Source organism: Naumannella cuiyingiana (genome assembly GCF_013408305.1).
Lineage (GTDB): Bacteria > Actinomycetota > Actinomycetes > Propionibacteriales > Propionibacteriaceae > Naumannella > Naumannella cuiyingiana.
On record NZ_JACBZS010000001.1, the window covers coordinates 608,948 to 630,354 of the forward strand.

Here is a 21,407-nt window from a genome sequence, read left to right on the forward strand (position 1 = left end):
CGCCCGGGTCGGGCCCAGCCGGTCAGTCCTGGCCGGTCAGTTGTAGGTGACGGTCACCCGGTCGGTGCTGCGGTTCCACGTGATCCGGCCGCCGACGAAGTTGTTCGCCCGGCCGCCCGAGACGTCGAACTCGCTGCTGGTCGGCAGCCCGAGGCGCGATCGCTCGTGCCCGAGGTCGGCGTAGGCACGGTAGATGCTGCCGTAGACGGCGTACCCACGCTTGTTCGACCAGTAGATCCGGCCCTTCTCGAACTGTTGGTAGGGCACGCCCGCGACGGCCGATGCCCGCTCGGTGGCGGTCGGCTGCCGGAGCTGGGACGGGTGGTCGCCGCTGACGTAGACGCCGTTGATGCCCGACCGGACCTCGATGGCGCGATTGGTGGTGGCGGACCAGTAGATGCCGCCGCTGGCGAACCGGCTGCCCTTGCCACCCGGCCAGTCGATCTCGTCGGTGATCGGGAAGCCGAGGAAGGATGCCCCGGACCCGAGCTGGCGGTACCGGGTGCGGATGCTGCCGCGAACCGCGTGGATGCGGCCGTCCTTGCCGAGGATGTCGGCGCCGGCGAACTGGGTCTCCGCGCCGCCGTAGGCGCGGCGTTCCAGCCGGAAGGGTGAGCCGACCCAACCCGACTCCCCGCCGAGGGAGCGCCATTTCTCATAGCTGCCCGTGCGGTAGTCCGCGAGCGCGGCGACGCGGTCCCGGAAGGCCGGCATCTGGGCCTGCATCTTCGCCCCCGGACAGTCGGTGGCGACCACGTCGCCGTGGGTGAAGATCACATTCACCTGTTTGCCGGCGAGCGTGACGGTGCCCTTGGGGTTGCGGTAGTTGCCGGCGAGCTTCCAGGCGATGATCCTGGCCGTCGCGTCCAGCGCGGCCGTCGGCGGGTTGGTCGAGACATAGCTGCCCATCATCGCCACACCGACGGTGTCGGTGTTCCACTCCCGGGCGTGGCCGCCGTGCACCGGCAGTTCGACACCGCCCGCCCGGCCCTCGTAGATCTTGCCGTACCGGTCGGTGAGGAAGTTGTAGGCGATGTCGCAGTAGCCGCGGCTCTGCACGTGGTAGGCGTAGATGCCGCGGATCACGCCCGGCGCCTCGGCCGAGCTGTAGGAATTGCTGCCCTCGGTGTGGTGCACCACCGCACCCCGGACCGTCGTGCCGTAGCGCTTGCCACAGTCGGTCCGCAGGCTCTCGTCGGCGCCCCAGCCGGCCCGGGAGACGATGGCCGGGCGGGTCGGCACCGGCGCGCCGGACGGCGCCTGCAGGGTCTCGGGATTCGCATCGGCCGCCGTCGTCCCGGCGTCGATCAGGTCCGCCCGCAGGCCGCTCGGGGCGCGCTCGCCCCGGACCCGCAGGTCGACGCCATCGGCGGAGCCCACGTAGACGGGCGCGGAACCCGGGCGGGTCCCCTCCTCGCCCCCGGCGACCGTCGCGTCGTCGATCGGCAGCTCCGCCCAGTCGGTCCACTTCCCGTCGCGGCGGACGCGGTAGTCGACGGCGGGGGCGGGACCGGCGTCCCAGGTGACGCCGAAGGTGGAGAAGCGTTCGGTGGCGCGCTGGCGCAGCTCGGCCACCACCGGGCGCTTGCCGGCCTGCCGCTCCGTCCGGCCGGCGGCCGGGATGGCGATCGAGTCGATCCGCGGTTTGACCGGTTTCGCCCGGGTGGGCGGTGCCGCCGCGGCGACGTCGGCCGGCAGCGGTGTACCAGCGAAGACCAGGCCCGCGACCAGGGCGGCGCCCAGCAGGGCAGCAACGATCACGCGAGCGGCATGTCGGCTGGGGGGTGGACAGTGGCGAAGCATGGCGGTGCCCCTTCGGTTCGGTGTCCCCGACGTGTCGCCATTGTCAACACATCAGCACGCCGAAGCGTCGGGGGCGCGCCGATCAGTCCAGGAGCTCACGGGTGACGGCGTCGGCGAGCAGTCGGCCGGCCACGGTCAACCGGAGGGGGTCGCTCCCGGCCAGCAGCCCCCGCTCGCGCAGCCCGGGGACGGCGGCGCGACCGGCCGGGCCGAGCACCGTCGCCGGCAGTCCGTCGCTGGTCCGCAGCTCCAACAGCACTCGTTCGGTACGCCGGGTGGGCGCGTCCAACACCTCGCGGCCGTGGGCGGGTGATTCGCCCGCGGCGAGGCGCTGCGCATAGGCCCGCGGGTGCTTCACGTTCCACCAGCGCACCCCGCCCAGATGGCTGTGCGCGCCGGGACCGATCCCCCACCAGTTGTCGCCGCGCCAGTAGCCCAGATTGTGCCGGCAGCGCGCTTCGGGCCGTCGCGCCCAGTTGGAGATCTCGTAGGCCGCGAAGCCCGCCTCGGTCAGGGCGCGCTCGGTGTGCAGGTACTTGTCGGCGAGATCGTCGTCGTCCGGCATCGGCAGCTCCCCGCGGCGGACCCGGCCGGCGAGCCTGGTGCCCTCCTCCACGATCAGGGCGTACGCCGAGAGATGATCGGGTTCGGCGGACAGCGCGGCCGCCACGCTCGCCGCCCAGTCCTCGGCCCGCTCGCCGGGCGTGCCGTAGATCAGGTCGAGGCTGACCTGCGCGAAGCCCGCCCGCCGCGCTGCGTGCGCCATCCGCTGCGGCCGGTCGGGGGTGTGGGTGCGGTCGAGGATCGCCAGCACGTGCGACACGACGGACTGCATCCCGAACGAGATCCGGTTGAACCCGCCGTCGACGAGCCGGGCAAGATCATCATCGGTGACCGACTCCGGATTGGACTCGGTGGTCACCTCGGCGTCGGCGGCGAGGCCGAAGCGGGCGTCCACGGCGGCGACGAAGCGGGTCAGGTCGGCCGGCGGGAGCAGGGTCGGCGTACCCCCGCCGACGAAGATCGTCGCGACGGGCGGGGTGTCGCCGAGCACCCGGGCGGCAAGATCGAGTTCGGCGATCGCCGCGTCGACGTAGTCGGCCCGGTTGGCGCCTGGACCGAGCTCGGCCGCGGTGTAGGTGTTGAAGTCGCAGTAGCCGCACCGGGTCGCGCAGAACGGCACGTGCAGGTAGATCCCGAACGCCCGCTCGCCGAGTTCGGCGCGGGCCGCGTCGGGCAGGGCACCGTCGGCGGGCGCGGGTTCGCCGTCGGGCAGGGCGGAGGGCATCGCGCCATCCTAGGCGCGCACCGGCGAGTACGCCCGGGTCAGGGCAGCTCGATGGGCAGCTTCATGCCGTCCAGCACCCGGCGGCAACTGCAGGTCGCGTCGGCATCGGACTCGGGACCGGGCAGGTTGCCGATCACCTGGCGCAGCAGTGCCTTCAACCGATCGATGTTGCCGGCGAAGATCTTCAACACCTCGGCGTGGGTGACGTGCTCGCCCTCGGCGACGCCGGCGTCGTGATCGGTGACCATCGCGACCGTGGTGAAGCACATCGCCAGCTCGCGCGCGATCGAGGCCTCCGGCATCCCCGTCATCCCGACCACGGACCAGCCGGCGGCGGAGTGCCACTGCGACTCGGCGCGGGTGGAGAAGCGTGGGCCCTGGATCACCACCAGCGTCCCGCCGTCGACGACCTCGCCCGCGGCGGCGCCGGCATCGTTGAGCACGACCTGTCGGCCGCGAGGACAGTACGGGTCGGCGAAGGCGACGTGCACGACATCGCCCTCGAGGTCGTAGACCGTCTGGCCGCGACCCCAGGTGCGGTCCACCACCTGGTCGGGGACGACGAAGGTGCCCGGGCCGAGCTCGGGCTTCAGCGAGCCGACCGCGCACGGGGCGAGGACCTGGCGTACCCCCACCGAACGCAGGGCCCACAGGTTCGCGCGGTAGTTGACCAGGTGCGGCGGGAACTGGTGCCGCTCGCCGTGCCGGGGCAGGAAGGCGACGGTCCGCCCGTCCACGTCGCCGATCGCGAGGTCGGCCGACGGCGGCCCGAACGGCGTCTCGACCGCGACCCGTTCGGGGTCGTCGAGGAACTCATAGAAGCCGGATCCACCGATGATGCCGATGTCTGGTCGGGGGCCTTGGTAGGTCATGGCCCGACCCTACGGCCTGCGCCCGTCGAGCCCCACGCCGGTCGAGCCTGTCGAGACCAACGACACCCAACCGCCATTACCGACCGCTCGCCAGAGTTCTGGCCACCACTCCGCCCCCAAAACCAGCCGAAACCCCGACGAGTGGTCGCTTTCGGCGCGAGGCTGCCGATACGCCGATCGAGCCCGTCGAGACCAACGACACCCAACCGCCATTACCGACCGCTCGCCAGAGTTCAGGCCACACTCCGCCCCCAAAACCAGCCGAAACCCCGACGAGTGGTCGCTTTCGGCGCGAGGCTGCCGATACGCCGGTCGAGCCCGTCGGGACCGACCTAGCCCCTGGGCTCGGTGACGTCGGCGCGTTCGGCGCCGAGCGCGGCGATCAACTCGTCGGCGTCGACGATCGCCGCCACACCGTGGCCGCCCGCGCCGATGGCGACCTGTCCGATCAGCGCGGCGTCAGCGATCACCGGCAGCGCGGTCAGCGACCCGAACGGGGTGATCGTGCCGCGCTCGTAGCCGGTCACCTCCCGAGCGGAGGCCGCGTCCGGCATCGAGATCCGGCCGACCCCGAGCAGGGCCCGCAGCTTCGGCCAGGCGATCTCGCGGTCCGCGCCGACCAGCACGAACAGATGGTCGCCGGCGCCGCGGCGTACCACCAGCGTCTTGATCAACGCCGACTCGGCGACACCGCGCGCGGCGGCCGCCTCGGCCGCCGAGCCGACCTGCTCGTGCTCGACGATCCGGTACGCGATGCCCGCAGCCCGCAACGCGGCGACGGCGCGGGACACGCCCTCGCCACCTGCTGCTCCGACACTCCCCATGCGCGAAGGCTAGCGAGCGCAGTGTTCACCCGACGGTCACCGGCCAGCCACCGAGCAGCGCCCCGCCGTTGACCCGCCGGTAGTTCCGTCGAATCCCACACACTCCCGGAGGGAAGACTGAGATGCGCAAGAAGCTGGTACCGGTGGCGATGGGTGCCGCTGGTCTTTTGTTGCTCGGCGGCGGGTTCGCCACGGCAGCCGTGACCGACCCGTTCGGGGCCAATCGGCTCGACGGCGACAAGACTGATCAGATCATCGAGCAGGCACGCAAGGGGCCCGCCAAGAACGTCATCTTGGTGATCGGCGACGGCATGGGAGATCAGGAGATCACCCAGGCGCGCAACTACCAGTACGGTGCGGCGGGCTCGCTGCCCGGCATCGACGCGCTGCCCATCACCGGGCAGATGACCACCTACAGCGTGACCCGGGAGGGAATCCCGGACTACGTGCCCGACTCCGCCGCCACCGGCACCGCCTGGTCGACGGGCTCCAAGACCTACGACAACGCGGTCGCCGTGGACTACCAGGGCAACCCGCTGACCTCGATCCTGAAGACGGCCAAGGCGAACGGCCTGAAGACCGGCGACATCACCACCTCCGAGATCCAGGACGCCACCCCCGCGGTGCAGGTGGCGAGCGTCAAGCAGCGCGCCTGCTACAGCCCGTCGCGGATCGAACAGTGTGGCGACGACGCGCTCGACAAGGGCGGGCCTGGCTCGATCTCGGAGCAGTTGCTCGCCACCCGCCCCGACGTCACGCTCGGCGGCGGCGCCAGCTACTTCGACGACACGATCCTCGCCGGGCAGTACGAGGGCAAGACTGTGCTGGAGAGCGCCCAACAGCAGGGCTACCAACTGATCAACGACAAGACGGCGCTGGACGGCGTGACCAGGGCCGACCAGGACGCACCGCTGCTCGGCCTGTTCGAGCCCAAGAACATGGCGACCGAGTGGGAGCCGACGCCGGCCACCCCGGGCGGCGCGAACGGCGACGCCGTGACCTGCAAGCCCAACCCGGCCGTACCGGCGACCTCGCCCGATCTGGCGGCGATGACCAAGAAGAGCATCGAGCTGCTGGACAACGACAAGGGCTTCTTCCTCCAGGTGGAAGGCGCCTCGATCGACAAGTCCGACCACGCGCGGGACGCCTGCGGCCAGATCGGCGAGACGGTCGCGCTGGACCGTGCGGTGCAGGAGGCGCTGAACTTTGCCAAGGCCGATGGGAACACGCTGGTGATCGTGACCGCCGATCACTCCCACAACTCACAGATCACCGAGGACGCAGACGACGTCGTCCCGTCGATCAAGCTGCGCACCAAGGACGGCGCCGACATGGGCATCATCTACCCGACGGGCGCCCACTCGGGCACACAGGTTCGGGTCGCGGCCTTCGGACCCGGCGCGGCGAACGTGACCGGCCTGATCGACGAGACCGACCTGAACAAGATCATGAGTCGCGCGCTGCAGCTCGACTCGTCCGCCACCACCGAACCGACTCCCACCGAGGAGCCCACGCCGACCGAGGAACCGACCCCGAGCGGCGAGCCCACGGCCACCAGCCAGCCCACGCCGACCGGCGAGCCGACGGCCACCGGCGAGCCCGCGCCCACCGACGAGCCGACCGCCACCGGCGACCCCACGCCCACCGACGAGCCCGGTGACCAGCCCACCAGCCAGCCGACCGCGGTCGGCGGCGCGGGCGATCAGGGCTCGGGGGGCGATGCGGTGCGCACCCAGCAGGTGCCGGGCGGCGGCAACCTCGCCCAGACCGGCGGTCCGGCGGGGATGGTCGCCATCACCGCGGGGCTCGCGATGCTCACCGGTGCGGCGCTGCTGCTGCGTCGCCAGTTCCGCTCCTGACCGATCGGTACGCGGTGATCACCCGGCCAGGCGCCGGGTGATCACCGCCGCCGGTTCGGCGCGGGCGAAACCCCACCCGGTGCCGGCCCACAGGTTGATCGACTCCGCGTCGTCGGCCTTCGTCGCCGCGGCACGAAGCGGCTTGGTCAACTGATCGATTGCGGGAAACGCGGCCGGGGCGTACGGCTCGAACTCCTCGGTCCAGGCGTTGCCCAGCCCGCGCGCCACCCGCCCGCTGAACGAGCGGATCAATCGGCTCTGCCGGCCCGGCTCGGCAAGCGCGCGCCGATACGGCGCCGAGGTGCCGGCCTCGTCGGCGAGCAGGTACGCCGTCCCGCACTGCGCCATCGATGCGCCCGCCGCCCGGGCTTGCGCCACCTCGGCCGCGGTCATCAGGCCGCCGGCCGCGATCATCGGCAGACCGACCGGTCGGCAGGCGGCCAACAGTTGTGTCGTCGAGGCGGTGTTCGGTTCGGCGGCACCGTCGAAGGTGCCCCGATGCCCGCCCGCCTCCGCGCCCTGGACGCAGATCCCGTCCGCGCCTACCTCTGCCGCGGCCGCGGCCTCCTCCGCACCGGTGACGGTGACCACCACCGCGCTGCCGGCCCGCTGCAGTCGCTGCACGACCTCGGCCGTGGGGCAGCCGAAGGTGAACGAGACGACGGCGGGCCCGACCGCGACCAGGAGTTCGATCTTGGCGGCGTGGTCGAAGGTGTCGGCCCAGTTCACCTCCGGCAGCGCCACGCCCGCGCCCTCCGCGCGCGATCGCAGGCGGTCCCGGAATCGCGCCACGGCCTCCCCCTGGCCGGCCTCGTCCATCGGCTGCGGGCAGAACACGTTCACCCCGAACGGCCGCTCCGTCAGCTCCCGGACCGCGGCGATGTCGGCGGCGAGCGAGCTGGCCGGGGCGTACCCGGCGGGCAGATTGCCCAACCCGCCCGCCTCGCTGACCGCGGCGGCCAGTGCCGGGGTGCCCGGTCCGGCCATCGGCGCGACGGCAATCGGAAGATCGGTGAGCGCGGTGACGGACATGTCCCCACCCTCGCAGAGTCGTCCACGTCGCTGGACGGGGGGCACCGGGCCGCGGCGCTGTCCTAGGGTGACGATCATGGCGTCACGGAAGGCACGGCGAGAGAGCGCCGTCGCCTACGCCCTGCTGGCCCCCAGCCTGGCGGGGATCGCCTGCTTCCTGCTGCTCCCGGTGCTGGTCGTGTTCTGGCTGTCGCTGAACCGGTGGAACCTGCTCGGCCCGCTCCGCTTCGTCGGGCTCGCCAACTGGGTCGAGGTGCTGGCCGACCCGACCTTCGGCCACTCGCTGCTGGTCACGCTCGCATTCGTCGCGATGGTGATCCCGTTGCAGACCGGCCTCGGCCTGCTGGTCGCCGTGCTGTTGTCCCGGGGGCTGCCCGGGAGCGGGCTGTTCCGGGTGATCTACGTCGTGCCCTGGGTGTGCGCCCCGCTCGCGCTCGGCATCGTCTGGCAGTGGATCTTCGCGCCCTTCGACGGTGCCCTGAACGCGCTGCTCGGCGTACCGATCGAGTGGTTGAGTACGCCCGCGCTGGCCCTGCCCGCGGTGGCCGCGGTGACGATCTGGTCCCAGGTCGGCTACGTCGCGCTGTTCTTCATGGCGGGGCTGGCCGGGATCCCGCGCCAGGTGATCGAGGCCGCCGAGGTGGACGGCGCCGGGCCGTGGCGGATCTTTTTCTCGATCAAGCTCCCGCTGCTCGCTCCGACGTTCTTCTTCGTGCTGGTCACCGGGGTGATCGCCTCCTTCCAGGCCTTCGACCAGATCTGGGCGCTCACCCCGAACGGCGGCCCGCAGGGCGCCACCGACGTGATCGCGACCAGGATCTATCTGGAGGCGTTCCGGGGGGCGTTCAACCTTGGCCAGGCGTCGGTGATGGCGGTGATCTTGTTCGCGCTGCTGGTGGTGGTCACGGTGGTCCAGCAGCGTTGGTTCGCGAAGCGGGTGACCTATGACCTCTCCTAGTCCCGCCGCGCGCCGAGCGCCCGGCTCGATCGCGATCTACCTCGTCCTGGCCGCCGGCGCCGTGATCACTCTCGCCCCGTTCCTGCTGAGCGTGCTGACCTCGCTGAAGTCGCCGCGCCAGTTCGCCAACACCTCACCGCTCAGCCCGCCGGCGCCGCCGACGGCCGAGAACTACCTGGCGCTGCTGGGTCGCGACTTCGTCACGCCGCTCGCCGTCACCACGCAGGTCGTGGTGGTGCTGGTGGTCGGGCAGTTGTTCTTCTCCATCCTCGCGGCGTACGCCTTCGCGAGGCTCCGCTTCCCGGGTCGCGATGCCTTGTTCTGGGTCTATCTCGCGACGCTCATGGTGCCGCAGATCGTCACGGTCATCCCGCTCTACACGATCTTCGCCAGCACGGGGCTACGGAACACGTTCTGGTCGCTGGTGCTGCCGTTCGTCCTGGGCTCGCCGTACGCGGTGTTCCTGCTGCGCGAGTACTTCCGCGGCATTCCCGCCGACATCCTGGACGCGGCGCGGATCGACGGCGCGGGCAACTGGCGGATCATCTGGAGCATCGTCGTGCCGCTGTCCCGGCCGATCATCGCGACCCTGACGATCATCACGGTGGTCACGCACTGGAACAGCTTCTTGTGGCCGTTCATCGTCACCACCGGCCCGACCTGGCAGACGCTCACCGTCGCCACGGACGCGCTGCGCGGGCAGTACAACGCGAACTGGACGCTGGTGATGACCGCGACGACGATCGCCATGGCGCCGCTGCTGGTGATCTTCACGATCTTCCAGCGGCGCATCGTCAACTCGATCCAGCTCACCGGATTCAAGTAGCAACAGGAGGAACGATCATGGCCAACACACTGGATGCGCGCCCGTCGGGCGCGAGCCGTCGCGGCTTCGGCCGGCGCCACTTCGCCCGGTTGGCGGCGGGTGCGACCGCGCTCGGGCTCGGGGTCGCCACGGCCGCCTGCTCGCCCGCCGCGCCGCCGAGCTCCCCGGGCAACGGCCAGCGCCAGGTCGTGACGGTACGCCTGTGGGACGAGCAGGTGCAGAAGGCCTACGATGCCTCCTTCGCCGAGTTCGAGAAGGCGAATCCCGACATCGACGTGCAGACCGTGCTGGTGCCCTATTCCGACTACTTCACCAAGCTGCGTACCGACGTCTCGGGCGGCAATGCCGACGACATCTTCATGATCAACGGCTCCTACATCCAGCCCTACATCGAGGCTGGACAGTTGGTCGAGATCGGCGCCGACTTCGACGCCCAGCGCGCCGGCTGGGTGCCGGCGGCGGTCGAGCAGTACACGTTCGACGGGAAGCTGTGGGGCGTACCGCAGCTCACCGACGGCGGCATCGCGGTGTACTACAACAAGAAGCTGCTGGACGACGCCAAGATCACCCCCGAGCAGCTCACCGACCTGACCTGGTCCCCGAACGGCCAGGGCGACACGTTCTTGCCGGTGGCCCGCAAGCTGACGGTCGACAAGTCCGGCCGGCGCGGCGACGAGCAGGGCTTCGACGGCTCCCAGCCCGCGACCTGGGGCTATTCGGCGGCCCAGGACCTGCAGGGGATCTACTACAACTACGTCGGCTCCAACGGCGGCCAGTTCCAGAACCCCGACGGCACCTTCGTCTTCGCCTCGCCGGAGTCGACGCAGGCGTTCGACTACCTGTCGAAGTTGATCAACGAGTACAAGGTCTCGCCGGCGGCCTCGAACACCAACGACAACGGCGACTTCACCCGCGACCAGTTCCTGCAGGGCAAGATCGCGCTGTTCCAGTCCGGGGTCTACAACCTGAAGAACGTCGCGGACGGCGCGGACTTCGAGTGGGGCATCGCGCCGATGCCGGCCGGCCCCAAGGGTGCGGTGTCGGTGGTGAACAACGTCGTGGTCGCCGGCAACGCGGCCTCCGACACCCCGGAGGCGACCAAGCGGGTGCTGCAGTGGATGGGTACGCCGGAGGGCGCGCGGTTCATCGGCGCGGACGGCGCGGCGCTGCCCGCCGTGACCGGCGCCCAGCCGGCCTTCGCCGAGTACTGGTCCGGTCGCCAGGTCGATCCGTCGCAGTTCGCCAAGCAGGGCGAGCTGCCGGCGATGCAGGCACCCGTCGGGCAGAACTACAGCGCGGCGCTGGAAGCCTGGAAGCCGACGTTCAACGAGATCTTCCTGGGCCGCACGTCCGCGGCCGACGGGCTGCCCAAGGCCCAGGACGCGGCGAACAAGGCGATGCAGGACGGCTGAGACAACACGGGGTCGGGCCCCGGCTCAGCGGCGAAGTACCCGCACCGCGCCCCAGATCAACGAGCGGTCGTCGGCGGCGAGCCCGGGGTCGGCGAGCGGAGCGAAGGAGCGCAGCACGACGGCGCCGCCCGGGGCGAGCGCCCGGTGGGCGAGCCGGAGCAGCCGGCGCCGGCGGGCGGCGCCGACCCCGTCGATCACGTTCGACAGCGCGATGCCGCGATAGTGGCCCGGCGGCACCGCGGCGAGGTGGTCGGCGATGTCGGCGCGGACCAGCCGGACGGGTGCGCCGCCGGTCACCGGGCGCCAGCCAGGCAGCTCGGCACCGGCCAGCAGCCGGTGGGCGAACCGGTTGCCGGCGATGCCGTGCCGGCCCAGCGCCCGGCCGATCCGGTTGCGCAGCTCGCGGCCGAAGTCGGGCGGCAGCAGGGCGGCGAAGTCGGGGGTACGCCAGCCGGCGAGGGCCTGCCCCGGGCGCAGCACCAGCGCCAGCAGCGCCGCCAGCGCGGGGGTGTCGAGCCGCTCGCGCCACAGCCGCGCCGCCGCCGGGCCGTCGTCGTCGAGATGCGCCGCCAGCACGTCTTTGCGCCACCCGGGCGCGGGGACGCCGAGCAGGCGGCGCCCGGCGCGCATGAGGCGCTCGGCCTGGCCGTCGACCGCCGGCCCACCTGCCAACCGGTCACGACAGTAGGCGAGCTGGACAGCATTGATGTCGACCGCGTTCACGCGGTGCCCGGCCGCCGCGCACGCCGCCGCGGTCTCCCCCGCGGCCGCGATCACACAGACCCGGCCCGGCTCCCCGAAGGCCGCCAACTCGATTCGCTCGTCCTCATACGATCGCCCGAACTGCACGGCCGGCGCGCCCCAGGGCAACAGCCTGCCCCTGGCCCAGCGGTCGCCCGTCATCGACGATCACCGAGCGCCACGAGCCAGGCCAGCGCGAGCAGCGCGAGATTGCCGGTGACCAGCGCGCCGGGGTCGGCGATCGCGTCGCCGGCGAAGATCAGCCCGCCGGCATTGAACACGACCAGGGTCACCGTCTGCAGCGCGGCGACCAGCACCGGTCGCAGGCGGGCGAGGACGGCGAGGGCGATGCCGAGCTCGTAGGCGCCGATCAGGATGACCGCCAGCCGCGCGTGCTCGGGCCCGATCCCGGGCACGGCGGCGAGGATGTCCAGCTCGTCGGCACGCAGGCCGATGATCTTGGCCACCAGGCCCTGGTAGAGCCAGACCAGCGCCAGCGCCACCCGCCCGGCGGCCAACGCGGCCGAGGGCACCCTCATCGTGTTGCCGCCTGCCATGCCGCGACACCGTAGACGATCACCAGCCCGGGCCAGCCGAGCAGGCCGAGCAGGTGCGCGGTGCGCCACAGCCGCTTCGGCGCCGGCTGGGCGGCGAGCGCCCGCGGCACCAGGACGACCTCGCAGACCGCGCGGCCGAGCCACAGCAGCGCGCTCGCCCCCAGGAACAGCGCCGCCAGCCGCCCGCCCGCCGCCAGCTCCGGGGCGCCGACCAGCGTGCACAGGCCCAGCAGCGCGACGAAGCCGCCGATGAACCCGACGTGCATCCGGATGACGAGGCCGCCGAGCGGCGACTGCCCGAAGGTCGTCGCGTCCGTCCAGCCCAGCACCCTCGGTAGCGCGACATGGGCGATGCCGAGCACCGTCAGCAGCGCGCCCGTCAGTTGCAGCAGCGGCACCAGCAGGCTCATCGGCCCAACCGCCACCAGTGCACCAACACGCCGACGCGCCCCCGGTCGCGCACCGTCAGGCCGGCCTCGGCGAACGCTTCGCGGTAGCCGCGCCCGGTCCCGAAGTGCCAGGCGCCGGGCCCGAACGCGACGATGCCGGCCGCGTCGCGCAGATGGTCGACGACGACGATGTCGCCGTCCTCGGCCAGCGCGGCCCGCACGCGCTGCAGCAGGACCGCGCGGTCGGCCGGGTCGCGGATCTCGTGCAGGGACTGTGCGAGGACGATCACGTCCCAGCCGTCGCCGACCTCGAAGCGGGCCGGGTCGATCACGGGCGGTACGCCCGCCGCGGCATGGCCCCCCGCCGCCCAGGCGCGCGCCCGGCGTACCGACACCTCCGGCTCGGTGACGATGTCGACGACGCGGAGCTCGGCGGCCGGCCAGCGCGCCCGGATGGCCGGCGAGGCCTCGTCGAATCCGGCCACCGCGACCAGCACCCGGCCGGGCTGCGGCGCGGGGAAGAAGCGCCAGCGGCGCAGCGGGGAGAGGTCGTAGACCCACCAGGAGGCGAGCACCGACAGCGGGGTCCAGGCGGCGGCGCCGAGCGCGATCAGGCGTACCGGCCACGGCATCCGGCGGCGCAACAGGTGACCGGCGACGGCGAAGGCCAGCCCGCCGGCCAGCTTCGGCCAGTTGAAGATCACCACCTGGGCGGCGCCGCGGATCCGCAGCCGATCGAGCACGCTCATGGCCGAGGCGTCTCGACCCGGTGCAACTGCCCGCGCTGCCAGCCGTAGTCGACATCGGCGACGTGGAAGGCATTGCTGAGCCGCCGTTCGACGCCGGCGAAGGGCCCCTCGGCGAAGAAGCCGACCTCGGCGTGCAACACCCGGACCGGTTCCGGCGACCAGTCGGTCCGCGTCGCCCTGACCACCACGATCCCGTCGGGGTCGGGCGAGAAGGTGTAGGGCAGCGGCCCGGCGAACCGGCGGGCCTGCGCCGCGGTCGCGAAGACCGATTCCTCGGGCAACCGGCCGTCGCGCGGATCGACGGCGAGGTCGATGTCGGCGCGCCCGTCGCGGCTGCGTACCCGCACCGTGATGCGGTCGCCGTCAGCAGTCAGCTCGCCGCGCACGGGCCGGTAGTGGTAGCGGGTGGTCAGATTGGCGCCGAGCACGGCGAGCGGATCGGTCGCCTGGCTGGCCAGGATGCGCAGGCCGCGCCGGGTGAGCGTACCGCCGCCCCGGCGCGGGGTGGCCAGGGTGCAGAAGACCCGGTAGCCCACCATCAACTGGCGGCCGCCGAAGCGGGCCGGAACCGGTGCCGGTCGCAGCGAATCCAGTTCGACACAGGCCGCGGCCACGAAGGCCCACTCCCGACCGGACCGATCGGTGAAGGTGTCCAGCTCCAGCCCCGGCACCAAGAACCGCCGCACGGCCGCCGGCGGAACGGCCCAGGTGAGCACCAGGGAGTGCCGGAAGTGGGTACGCATCGGCACCGGATGCCGGCGCAGCCGTTGCAGCGCCGCGGCCGCGAGCCGGATCGGGGCGGCCGGTCGACCCGCCCGCCGGGGTGCGGCCCCGGTGGTCGCGGCGTCCATGATCAGCCGAGCCGGATGTCCACGGGCAGGGAGAGGACCCCGCGATGCCGGATCCCGAGCGCGGCACCCGCGAGCTCCAACAGCCCCTCCCAGCCGGGGCTGAGCGAGAGCGCGCCCGCCGCGCCGACCGCCTCGCTGTTCTCCGTGCCGCGCAGTTGGCTGAGCGGGCTGGGCATCGGCACCGGTCGCGTGACCAGATCGTCGCGGTCGACGCCGGCCAGCTCGCAGGCGCGGTCGATGGCCAGATCGAGGCCACCGAGATGATCAACGAGCCCGTTGCGCGCGGCGTCGGCGCCGGTCCAGACCCGACCGCGGGCCAGCGGTTCCAGGGCGGTGAGCTCCATCCTGCGGTCGGCGGCAGCCTTGCCGGTGAAGTCGGCGTAGACCTCGTCGAGCCACCCGTTCAGCACCTCCCACTCCTCGGGGGTGAACGGCTGGGTGCCGGCCATCATCCCCGCGCGGCGGCCGGCGTCGACCGCCTCGCGGACCAGCCCGAGCTTGTCGACCAGTCCGGTGGTGATCAGCTTCCCGGCGAGGACGCCGATCGAGCCGGTCAGGGTGGTCGGGTTGGCGACGATCTCCGCGCACGGCATGGCCACGAAGTAGCCGCCGGAGGCGGCCGTCTGCCCCATCGACGCGACGACGGGCTTGCCGGCCTCGCGCAACTGCTGCACCTCGCGACGGATCGCGTCGGAGGCGACATAGGAGCCGCCGGGACTGTCCACCCGCAGCACGACCGCTTTGACCTTCTCGTCCCGGCCGGCGGCGCGCAGCGCTGCGCAGACGGTGTCGGAGCCGGCGGTCTGCCCGTTCAGCCCGCCGGGCTGGCTGATGCCGGTGACGATGGCGCCGTGCACCGAGACCACCCCGACCGCGGAGCGCGCCCGGTTCAGCAGCGGCGCGAGTGGCCCGCCGCCGTGCTTCTCGGCGTACCGGTGCACGTAGCGCAGGCGGATCTCGCCGTCGTCGCCGCCCCAGGCGCGACGCGCATGGGCGTAGGCCTCGTCGCGATAGCCGATCGCGTCGACCAGGCCCCGGTCCTGGCCGGCCCGCGACCCGAGCGGTGCGTCGTCGACGGCGCCGCGCACCTCGACGGATTCCAGCCCGCGACCGGTCGCCACCGCGTCGACCACCGAACCCAACACCGAGTCCGCGATGCCCCGGGTCGATTCGCGGTACGCCTCGCTGATCTCCGTCGCGGCATAGGTGTCGGCGGCGGTCTTGTACTGCCAGCGCTGGGCGAACTCCGGCTCGATGCCGAGCTTCTCGAAACCGCCCCGCAGCAGCATCATCCGGGCCTGCACGCCGGCCAGGGAGAGCATCCCCGACGGCTGCACCCAGATGTCGCCGGCCGCGGCCGCGAGCCGGTAGGCGAAGATCCCGTTGCCGAGTTCGCCGAAGGTCGGCGCGAAGGCCACGGTGGGCTTGTGTTCGCCGAACCGACCGATCAGCCCGGCCAGCTCGTCGGCCTGGGCCGGCGCGATGTGGCCCGGCCCGAGATCGACGATCAGCCCGGCGACGTCGGGATCCTCGGCGCCCGCGCGCAGCCCCTCGCGGATGGCGGCCATCGTCGGGGTCTGGCGGGCGCGCAGCATGGCCACCGGGTTCTGCGGAGGGGCATCGATCACGCCCCGGGTCAGGTCGAGCTCCAGCACCAGCGGGCCATCGTCGGCGCCGCGGCGAAGCGCCTTGCGCAACTGGTCGGCGCCGTCTCGGATCAGGGCGGTGACGTCCATGCGGCTCAGGCTAGAGGACGACCGGACCAGGCGGCCCAGAGCTCGGCGTACCGGCCGCCGGCGGCGACGAGTTGATCATGGTCACCCGCCTCGACGATCGCGCCGTGGTCGAGCACGACGATCCGGTCCGCGTGCCGCGCCTGGCTGAGCCGGTGCGCGACGACGAGGGCGCCGCGGCCCCGCAGGACCCGGGCGGCCGCCGCGTCGAGATCGCGCGACAGCGCGGAGCCGGCCTCGGCGGTCGCCTCGTCGAGAACCACGAACGGCGGGTCGGCGACCAGGACGCGGGCCAGCGCGATCTGCTGGGCCTGGGCGGCGGCCAGCCGGTGACCGCCGTCGCCGACCCGGGTGGCGAGCCCGCCCGGCAGTCCCGCGACCCAGCCGTCGGCCCGGACCTCGCGCAGCGCCGTCCACAGGCGTTCCTCGCTCGCCTCGCGACCCCAGGCCAGGTTCTCGGCGAGAGTGCCGTCGAAGACGTGCACCTCCTGGCTGACCAGCATGATCAGCCGGCGCAGCGCGGCCGGATCGAGGTCACGGACGCCCGCCCCGTCGATCCGGGCGATGCCGGCGCTCGGATCGACCAGGCCGGCCGCGACATTGGCGACGGTGCTCTTGCCCGCGCCGGTGGCGCCGACGAGGGCGACGGTCTCACCCCGGCCGACCCGCAACGTGATGTCGGTCAGCACGGCCGGGCCGGCGTCGGCATAGCGGTGCCCGACGGCGACGATCTCCAGCCCGCGCGGCGTGGCCGGCGGTGCCGGGCTGCCGGTACGCGCGGGCAGTTGTCCGACCCCGACCATCCGGACCAGGGAGGCGGCGGCCGACTGCACCGAGTCGAACAGGCCGACCAGCGCGCCGAGCGGGTTGAACAGCCGGTGGAACAACAACGCGGCGGTGGCGACGGCGCCGACGCTCACCCAGCCCGCCCGGACGAAGAAGAAGCCGGCGCCGAGGATCGAGGCGAGCGTGACCAGTTCGGCCCGGTTGTTGCGCCCGAGGAAGCGGGTGAGCATGGCGAACACGTCGATACCGAGATCGCGGGCGCGTGCCGACGCGGCGGTGATCCGGTCGAGCTCGGCCGGCCCGCGGCCGAAGGCCCGCAGGGTCGCGGCGCCGGTGATCCCGCCGAGCAGCAGCCCGGCACGCTCGCCGAAAGCCACCCGCTCCGCCGCGTAGTACGCCCCCGAACGGGTCAGGTACCAGCGCAGCGAGAGCAGGTACATGGGCACCGCGACCAGCCCGACCAGGCCCAGCCGCCAGTCCACCGCGAGCAGGCCGATGGCCGAGACCGCCACGGTGACCAGCGAGGCGACGAGCAACGGCACGACCGTGGCGATGGCCTCGGTGACGACGCGGGCATCCTCGGCCACCCGCGAGACCAGGTCCCCCGGGCCCGCGCGCTCCACCACGGGCGCGTCCAGGCGAAGGGCGGCGGCGAGGGCATCCTCGCGCAGCTCGGCGACGGCCGCCTCGCCGGCCCGGGCCAGCGCCCGCAGCCCGGTCCAGGTGGCGATCCCGCCGAGGGCCGCCGAGCCGGCGATCGCGGCGGCGGTGATCACCACCGGCGACCAGGCGGGATGGGCCAGCAGCCGGTCGACCAGCCGGCCGAGCATGATCGGCCCGACCAGCCCGGCGAGACCGACCACCACGGCGCTCAGCACGACCATGATCGACTCGCCGGGCCGGCGGCGCAGCAGGCGCCAGGTCCGGGCCAGCGCCTGGGCGCGCGTCGCGTTCGGCAACAGGGTCGCGGTGTCCGGCCCGCTCATCGCTGGACCAGCCGTCGGTAGGCCGCGCTGGTGCGCAGCAGGTCATCGTGCCGGCCGGTCGTCGAACCCGCCTCGTCGACGACCACCACGCGATCGGCCAGCGCGCAGAACGCGGGGCTGGTGGTGATCACCAGCGTCGCCGACCGTGACCGTACGCTGCGACAGCCCCGGGCGATGGCCAGCTCGGTGACCGCATCGACGGCGGTCGTCGGGTCGTGCAGCACCAGCACCGGACGGTCGGCGGCCAGCGCGCGGGCGAGCGCGATGCGCTGCCGCTGGCCGCCGGACAGGTTGGCGCCCTCGGCGGCCAGCGGGTGCGCCAGCCCGTCGGGGAACAGCCCGAGCAGTTCGTCCACCGCAGCGGCGGCGAGCACCTCGCGCTCGCGCGGGCCGGGCTCGCCCTCGGCACCGAAGACGTTGTGGGCGAGACTGCCCGCGAACAGGTCGACCTGGTGCGGCGCGACGGTGATCAACGCAGCGGCGGCGACCGGGTCCAGCCCGTCCCGGGGTACGCCGGCGAGCAGCACGTGTCCGTGTCGCGGGCGGGACCGGGCGTCGAGCACCTCGAGCACCTCGCGTACCACCGCGGGGTCGCCGCAGGCCAGCACGACCAGCTCGCCGGGACCGCAGTCGAGATCGAACTCGGCCGCCGGGCCGGCCCGCAGGCCGCTCAGGCGCAGGTCCGCGGGCGCGTCGCCGGGCGCCCGGTCCCCGGCCTGCACCAGCGGCGGGAGGCCGAGGAACGCGCGGATGCGCCGGCCCGCGGCAGCCGTTCGGGCGAGCATCGGAACCAGCGCCGCGACCAGCCCGACGGGTTCGGCGAGGAAGGTGGCGAGCCCGACCACGGCCACGAGCTCCCCGGGGGTCAACCGGCCCGTGATCAACCGCCAGCCGGCGACCAGCACGACCACGGCCACGAGCAGGCCGATCATGAACGTGCGGATGCCCTCCATGATCGCGATCCCGTCGATGGTCGCGACGCCGGCCGCGCGGGCGCGCTGACTCGTCCGGCGGTATCGCTCGCCCGCCGCTGCCTCTCCCCCGATCCCCTTGAGCACGCGCAGTCCGCGCATCAGGTCCGCGGCCTGTCCGCTGGCGGCGGCGATCCGGCCCTGTTGCTCCTCCGCGTGCCGCGAGACCCGCGGCGTCAGCAGGTGTACCGCACCGAGCACGAGCGGGACGCCGAGGATGATCACGATGCCGACCAGCCAATCGGTGATCAGCAGGTAGCCGGCGGTGGCCAGGACACCGCACAGCCCGGCGCCGGTCAGGGCGAGCTGGCGAAAGATCAGCCCGGCGGTGTCGGCATCGGCCGAGGCGATGGACAACACCTCGCCGGGCATCAGGTCGGTCCGCACCCCGCGCGGATCGAGCGCGCGCTCGGCGACCTCCACCCGGAGTTGGTGGGTCTCGCGGTGCAGGGCGACATTGGCCGTGCGGGCACCGTGCCGGTAGGCCATGCTGAGCACGCCGAAGAGCGCGGTCAGCCCGATCAGCGAGACGACCATGGCCGGGATCGATCCGGTCAGCACGGCCCGGTCGATGATCAGCCCGATGGCCACCGGCACGGCCGCCTCGCAGAGCTGCCACAGGCAGAGCAGGGCGATGGCCGCGAGCAGCCGTCCGCGGTGCCGGCGCAGGGATCGGCCGATCATCGACGGGGCGGCGGAGGTCACCGGCGCAGTCTGCCAGAGACTTAGGCTGCCCTAAATTCGCCCCCGTCCCGGGCGGTCGTCAGCGCTTCTCCGAGCGGGTCTCACCGGTCGACAGGGCGGCCACGAAGGCCTCCTGGGGGACCTCGACGCGGCCGACCATCTTCATCCGCTTCTTGCCCTCCTTCTGCTTCTCCAGCAGCTTGCGCTTGCGCGAGATGTCGCCGCCGTAGCACTTGGCGAGGACGTCCTTGCGGATGGCGCGGATGGTCTCGCGGGCGATCACCCGCGACCCGATGGCCGCCTGGATCGGCACCTCGAACTGCTGGCGCGGGATCAGCTCCTTGAGCTTGCCCGCCATCGCGACGCCGTAGGCGTAGGCGTTGTCGCGGTGCACGATCGCGGAGAAGGCGTCGACGGGGTCGCCGTGCAGCAAGATGTCGACCTTGACCAGGTCGGCGGCCTGTTCGCCCGCCATGTCGTAGTCGAGGGAGGCGTACCCCTTGGTCCGCGACTTCAGGGCGTCGAAGAAGTCGAAGACGATCTCGGCCAGTGGCAGCACGTAGCGGATCTCGACCCGGTCCTCGGACAGGTAATCGATGCCCTTCTGCTCGCCGCGGCGGGCCTGGCACAGCTCGAGGATCGTGCCGATGTACTCCGCCGGCGCGAGGATGGTGGCGTTCACCACCGGCTCGTGCACCTGTGCGATCTTGCCGCCGGTCGGGTACTCGCTCGGGTTCGTCACGACATGCTCGGTCCCGTCCTCCATGATCACCCGGTAGACCACGTTCGGCGCGGTCGAGATCAGGTCCAGCCCGAACTCGCGCTCCAGCCGCTCGCGGACGATCTCCATGTGCAGCAGGCCGAGGAAGCCGGTCCGGAAGCCGAAGCCGAGCGCACCCGAGGTCTCCGGCTCATAGGTCAGGGCCGCGTCGTTGAGCTGCAGCTTCTCCAGCGCCTCGCGCAGCTCGGGGAAGTCGGCGCCGTCGATCGGATAGAGCCCGGCGAAGACCATCGGGTTCGGATTGCGGTAGCCGCTCAGCGGTTCGGCCGCGCCCCGCACCGCGGCGGTCACCGTGTCGCCGACCCGGGACTGCCGGACATCCTTCACGCCGGTGATCAGGTAGCCGACCTCGCCGACCCCGAGCGCCTTGGTGGCGGCCGGTTCGGGCGAGATCACCCCGACCTCCAGCGCCTCGTGGGTGGCACCGGTGGACATCATCAGCACCCGTTCACGGTGTGACAACTGCCCGTCCACCACCCGCACATAGGTCACCACGCCGCGATAGGTGTCATAGACCGAGTCGAAGATCAGCGCGCGCGCCGGGCCGTCGGGATCCCCTTGCGGGGCGGGGATCTGGGCGACGATCTGGTCCAGCAGTTCGGGTACGCCCTCACCGGTCTTCGCCGACACCCGGAGCACATCGCCGGGATCGCAGCCGATGATCCCCGCCAGCTCGGCGGCGTACTTGTCCGGCTGCGCACCCGGCAGGTCGATCTTGTTCAGCACGGGAATGATCTGCAGGTCGGCATCGATCGCGAGATAGAGATTGGCCAGCGTCTGCGCCTCGATGCCCTGCGCGGCATCGACCAGCAGCAGCGCGCCCTCGCACGCCTCCAGCGACCGCGACACCTCGTAGGTGAAGTCGACGTGACCCGGGGTGTCGATCATGTTCAGCACGTGGTCCACACCGCCGGCCCGCCACGGCAGCCGGACCGCCTGGGACTTGATGGTGATCCCGCGCTCGCGCTCGATGTCCATCCGGTCCAGGTACTGCGCGCGCATCGTCCGGTCGTCGACCAGCCCGGTGAGCTGCAGCATCCGGTCGGCCAGGGTGGACTTCCCGTGGTCGATGTGCGCGATGATGCAGAAATTGCGGATGATCGCGGGGTCGGTCGCGCCCGGGGCGGGCGTGGTCGCTGCGGGCAAGGCCGGTGATCTCCTGCTGGTCTGCTGACGGACGATTTCGGACGGACGATTCGGATGGGCGATTCGGACGGGTACGCCGCGACGCGCGCGGCTGGACGGCCCATCCTCCCACGGACGCGCCGCGCGCCCGAATCGCCGGCGACGACCCGACGGCGCGAT

18 protein-coding genes are annotated in these 21,407 nt (G+C 72.5%); 4 read left to right on the top strand and 14 right to left on the bottom strand.

What is annotated here, in order from left to right:
• Window positions 1-36 precede the first annotated feature (36 nt).
• From GGQ54_RS02710 to GGQ54_RS02725, 4 genes are all read right to left on the bottom strand, one after another.
• Window positions 37-1,761: an N-acetylmuramoyl-L-alanine amidase gene (locus tag GGQ54_RS02710; protein WP_179443985.1), complete on the bottom strand. Its 1,725-nt coding sequence runs from the start codon at window positions 1,759-1,761 to the stop codon at window positions 37-39.
• A 124-nt stretch (window positions 1,762-1,885) separates the two neighbouring features.
• Window positions 1,886-3,091 carry a radical SAM family heme chaperone HemW gene (gene hemW / locus GGQ54_RS02715; RefSeq protein ID WP_179443986.1) on the bottom strand — a complete coding sequence of 402 codons (1,206 nt, stop codon included), beginning with the start codon at window positions 3,089-3,091 and terminating at the stop codon, window positions 1,886-1,888.
• A gap of 38 nt (window positions 3,092-3,129) precedes the next feature.
• Complete coding sequence (locus tag GGQ54_RS02720) at window positions 3,130-3,963, bottom strand: S-methyl-5'-thioadenosine phosphorylase (RefSeq protein WP_179443987.1); 834 nt, start codon at window positions 3,961-3,963, stop codon at window positions 3,130-3,132.
• A gap of 332 nt (window positions 3,964-4,295) precedes the next feature.
• Complete coding sequence (locus GGQ54_RS02725; protein WP_179443988.1) at window positions 4,296-4,787, bottom strand: aminoacyl-tRNA deacylase; 492 nt, start codon at window positions 4,785-4,787, stop codon at window positions 4,296-4,298.
• A 122-nt stretch (window positions 4,788-4,909) separates the two neighbouring features.
• On the opposite strand from GGQ54_RS02725, the gene phoA reads away from it, so the two are divergent.
• Window positions 4,910-6,646 (top strand): alkaline phosphatase, encoded by a 1,737-nt coding sequence (phoA, locus tag GGQ54_RS02730; protein ID WP_179443989.1) that lies wholly within the window; start codon window positions 4,910-4,912, stop codon window positions 6,644-6,646.
• An 18-nt stretch (window positions 6,647-6,664) separates the two neighbouring features.
• Here phoA and GGQ54_RS02735 read toward each other — a convergent pair whose 3' ends face one another.
• Window positions 6,665-7,678 carry an NAD(P)H-dependent flavin oxidoreductase gene (locus GGQ54_RS02735; RefSeq protein WP_179443990.1) on the bottom strand — a complete coding sequence of 338 codons (1,014 nt, stop codon included), beginning with the start codon at window positions 7,676-7,678 and terminating at the stop codon, window positions 6,665-6,667.
• A 76-nt stretch (window positions 7,679-7,754) separates the two neighbouring features.
• Here GGQ54_RS02735 and GGQ54_RS02740 point away from each other — a divergent pair, with 76 nt between their 5' ends.
• The 3 genes from GGQ54_RS02740 to GGQ54_RS02750 are packed head-to-tail and all read left to right on the top strand — an operon-like array spanning window position 7,755 to window position 10,874.
• Window positions 7,755-8,636, top strand: coding sequence for a carbohydrate ABC transporter permease (locus tag GGQ54_RS02740; protein WP_179443991.1), 882 nt, complete (start codon window positions 7,755-7,757; stop codon window positions 8,634-8,636).
• Window positions 8,623-9,462, top strand: coding sequence for a carbohydrate ABC transporter permease (locus GGQ54_RS02745; protein WP_179443992.1), 840 nt, complete (start codon window positions 8,623-8,625; stop codon window positions 9,460-9,462). Before GGQ54_RS02740 ends, GGQ54_RS02745 begins: the two co-directional genes overlap by 14 nt.
• Window positions 9,463-9,479: 17 nt before the next feature.
• Window positions 9,480-10,874: an ABC transporter substrate-binding protein gene (locus GGQ54_RS02750; RefSeq protein ID WP_179443993.1), complete on the top strand. Its 1,395-nt coding sequence runs from the start codon at window positions 9,480-9,482 to the stop codon at window positions 10,872-10,874.
• 24 nt (window positions 10,875-10,898) lie between these two features.
• Here the strand turns inward: GGQ54_RS02750 and GGQ54_RS02755 are convergent, their stop codons facing one another.
• Genes GGQ54_RS02755 through lepA form a run of 9 tightly spaced genes read right to left on the bottom strand, consistent with a single transcriptional unit; the run spans window position 10,899 to window position 21,248 of the window.
• Window positions 10,899-11,777: a DUF3419 domain-containing protein gene (locus GGQ54_RS02755; RefSeq protein ID WP_179443994.1), complete on the bottom strand. Its 879-nt coding sequence runs from the start codon at window positions 11,775-11,777 to the stop codon at window positions 10,899-10,901.
• Complete coding sequence (locus GGQ54_RS02760; protein WP_179443995.1) at window positions 11,774-12,154, bottom strand: DoxX-like family protein; 381 nt, start codon at window positions 12,152-12,154, stop codon at window positions 11,774-11,776. The genes GGQ54_RS02755 and GGQ54_RS02760 overlap by 4 nt, the downstream gene beginning before the upstream one ends.
• Window positions 12,151-12,582 carry a hypothetical protein gene (locus tag GGQ54_RS02765; RefSeq protein WP_179443996.1) on the bottom strand — a complete coding sequence of 144 codons (432 nt, stop codon included), beginning with the start codon at window positions 12,580-12,582 and terminating at the stop codon, window positions 12,151-12,153. The genes GGQ54_RS02760 and GGQ54_RS02765 overlap by 4 nt, the downstream gene beginning before the upstream one ends.
• Window positions 12,579-13,310, bottom strand: coding sequence for a class I SAM-dependent methyltransferase (locus GGQ54_RS02770; RefSeq protein ID WP_179443997.1), 732 nt, complete (start codon window positions 13,308-13,310; stop codon window positions 12,579-12,581). The genes GGQ54_RS02765 and GGQ54_RS02770 overlap by 4 nt, the downstream gene beginning before the upstream one ends.
• A complete protein-coding gene (locus GGQ54_RS02775; protein WP_218843647.1) occupies window positions 13,307-14,161 on the bottom strand; it encodes a DUF2071 domain-containing protein in 855 nt (284 codons plus the stop codon). Before GGQ54_RS02775 ends, GGQ54_RS02770 begins: the two co-directional genes overlap by 4 nt.
• A gap of 2 nt (window positions 14,162-14,163) precedes the next feature.
• Window positions 14,164-15,897, bottom strand: a complete 1,734-nt coding sequence (gene sppA / locus GGQ54_RS02780) for a signal peptide peptidase SppA (protein WP_179443998.1) — start codon at window positions 15,895-15,897, stop codon at window positions 14,164-14,166.
• Window positions 15,898-15,902: 5 nt separating this feature from the next.
• Window positions 15,903-17,666 (bottom strand): ABC transporter ATP-binding protein, encoded by a 1,764-nt coding sequence (locus GGQ54_RS02785; protein WP_179443999.1) that lies wholly within the window; start codon window positions 17,664-17,666, stop codon window positions 15,903-15,905.
• Window positions 17,663-19,342, bottom strand: coding sequence for an ABC transporter transmembrane domain-containing protein (locus GGQ54_RS02790; RefSeq protein WP_179444000.1), 1,680 nt, complete (start codon window positions 19,340-19,342; stop codon window positions 17,663-17,665). The genes GGQ54_RS02785 and GGQ54_RS02790 overlap by 4 nt, the downstream gene beginning before the upstream one ends.
• A 58-nt stretch (window positions 19,343-19,400) precedes the next feature.
• Window positions 19,401-21,248, bottom strand: coding sequence for a translation elongation factor 4 (lepA, locus tag GGQ54_RS02795; protein ID WP_179444001.1), 1,848 nt, complete (start codon window positions 21,246-21,248; stop codon window positions 19,401-19,403).
• Window positions 21,249-21,407 lie beyond the last annotated feature (159 nt).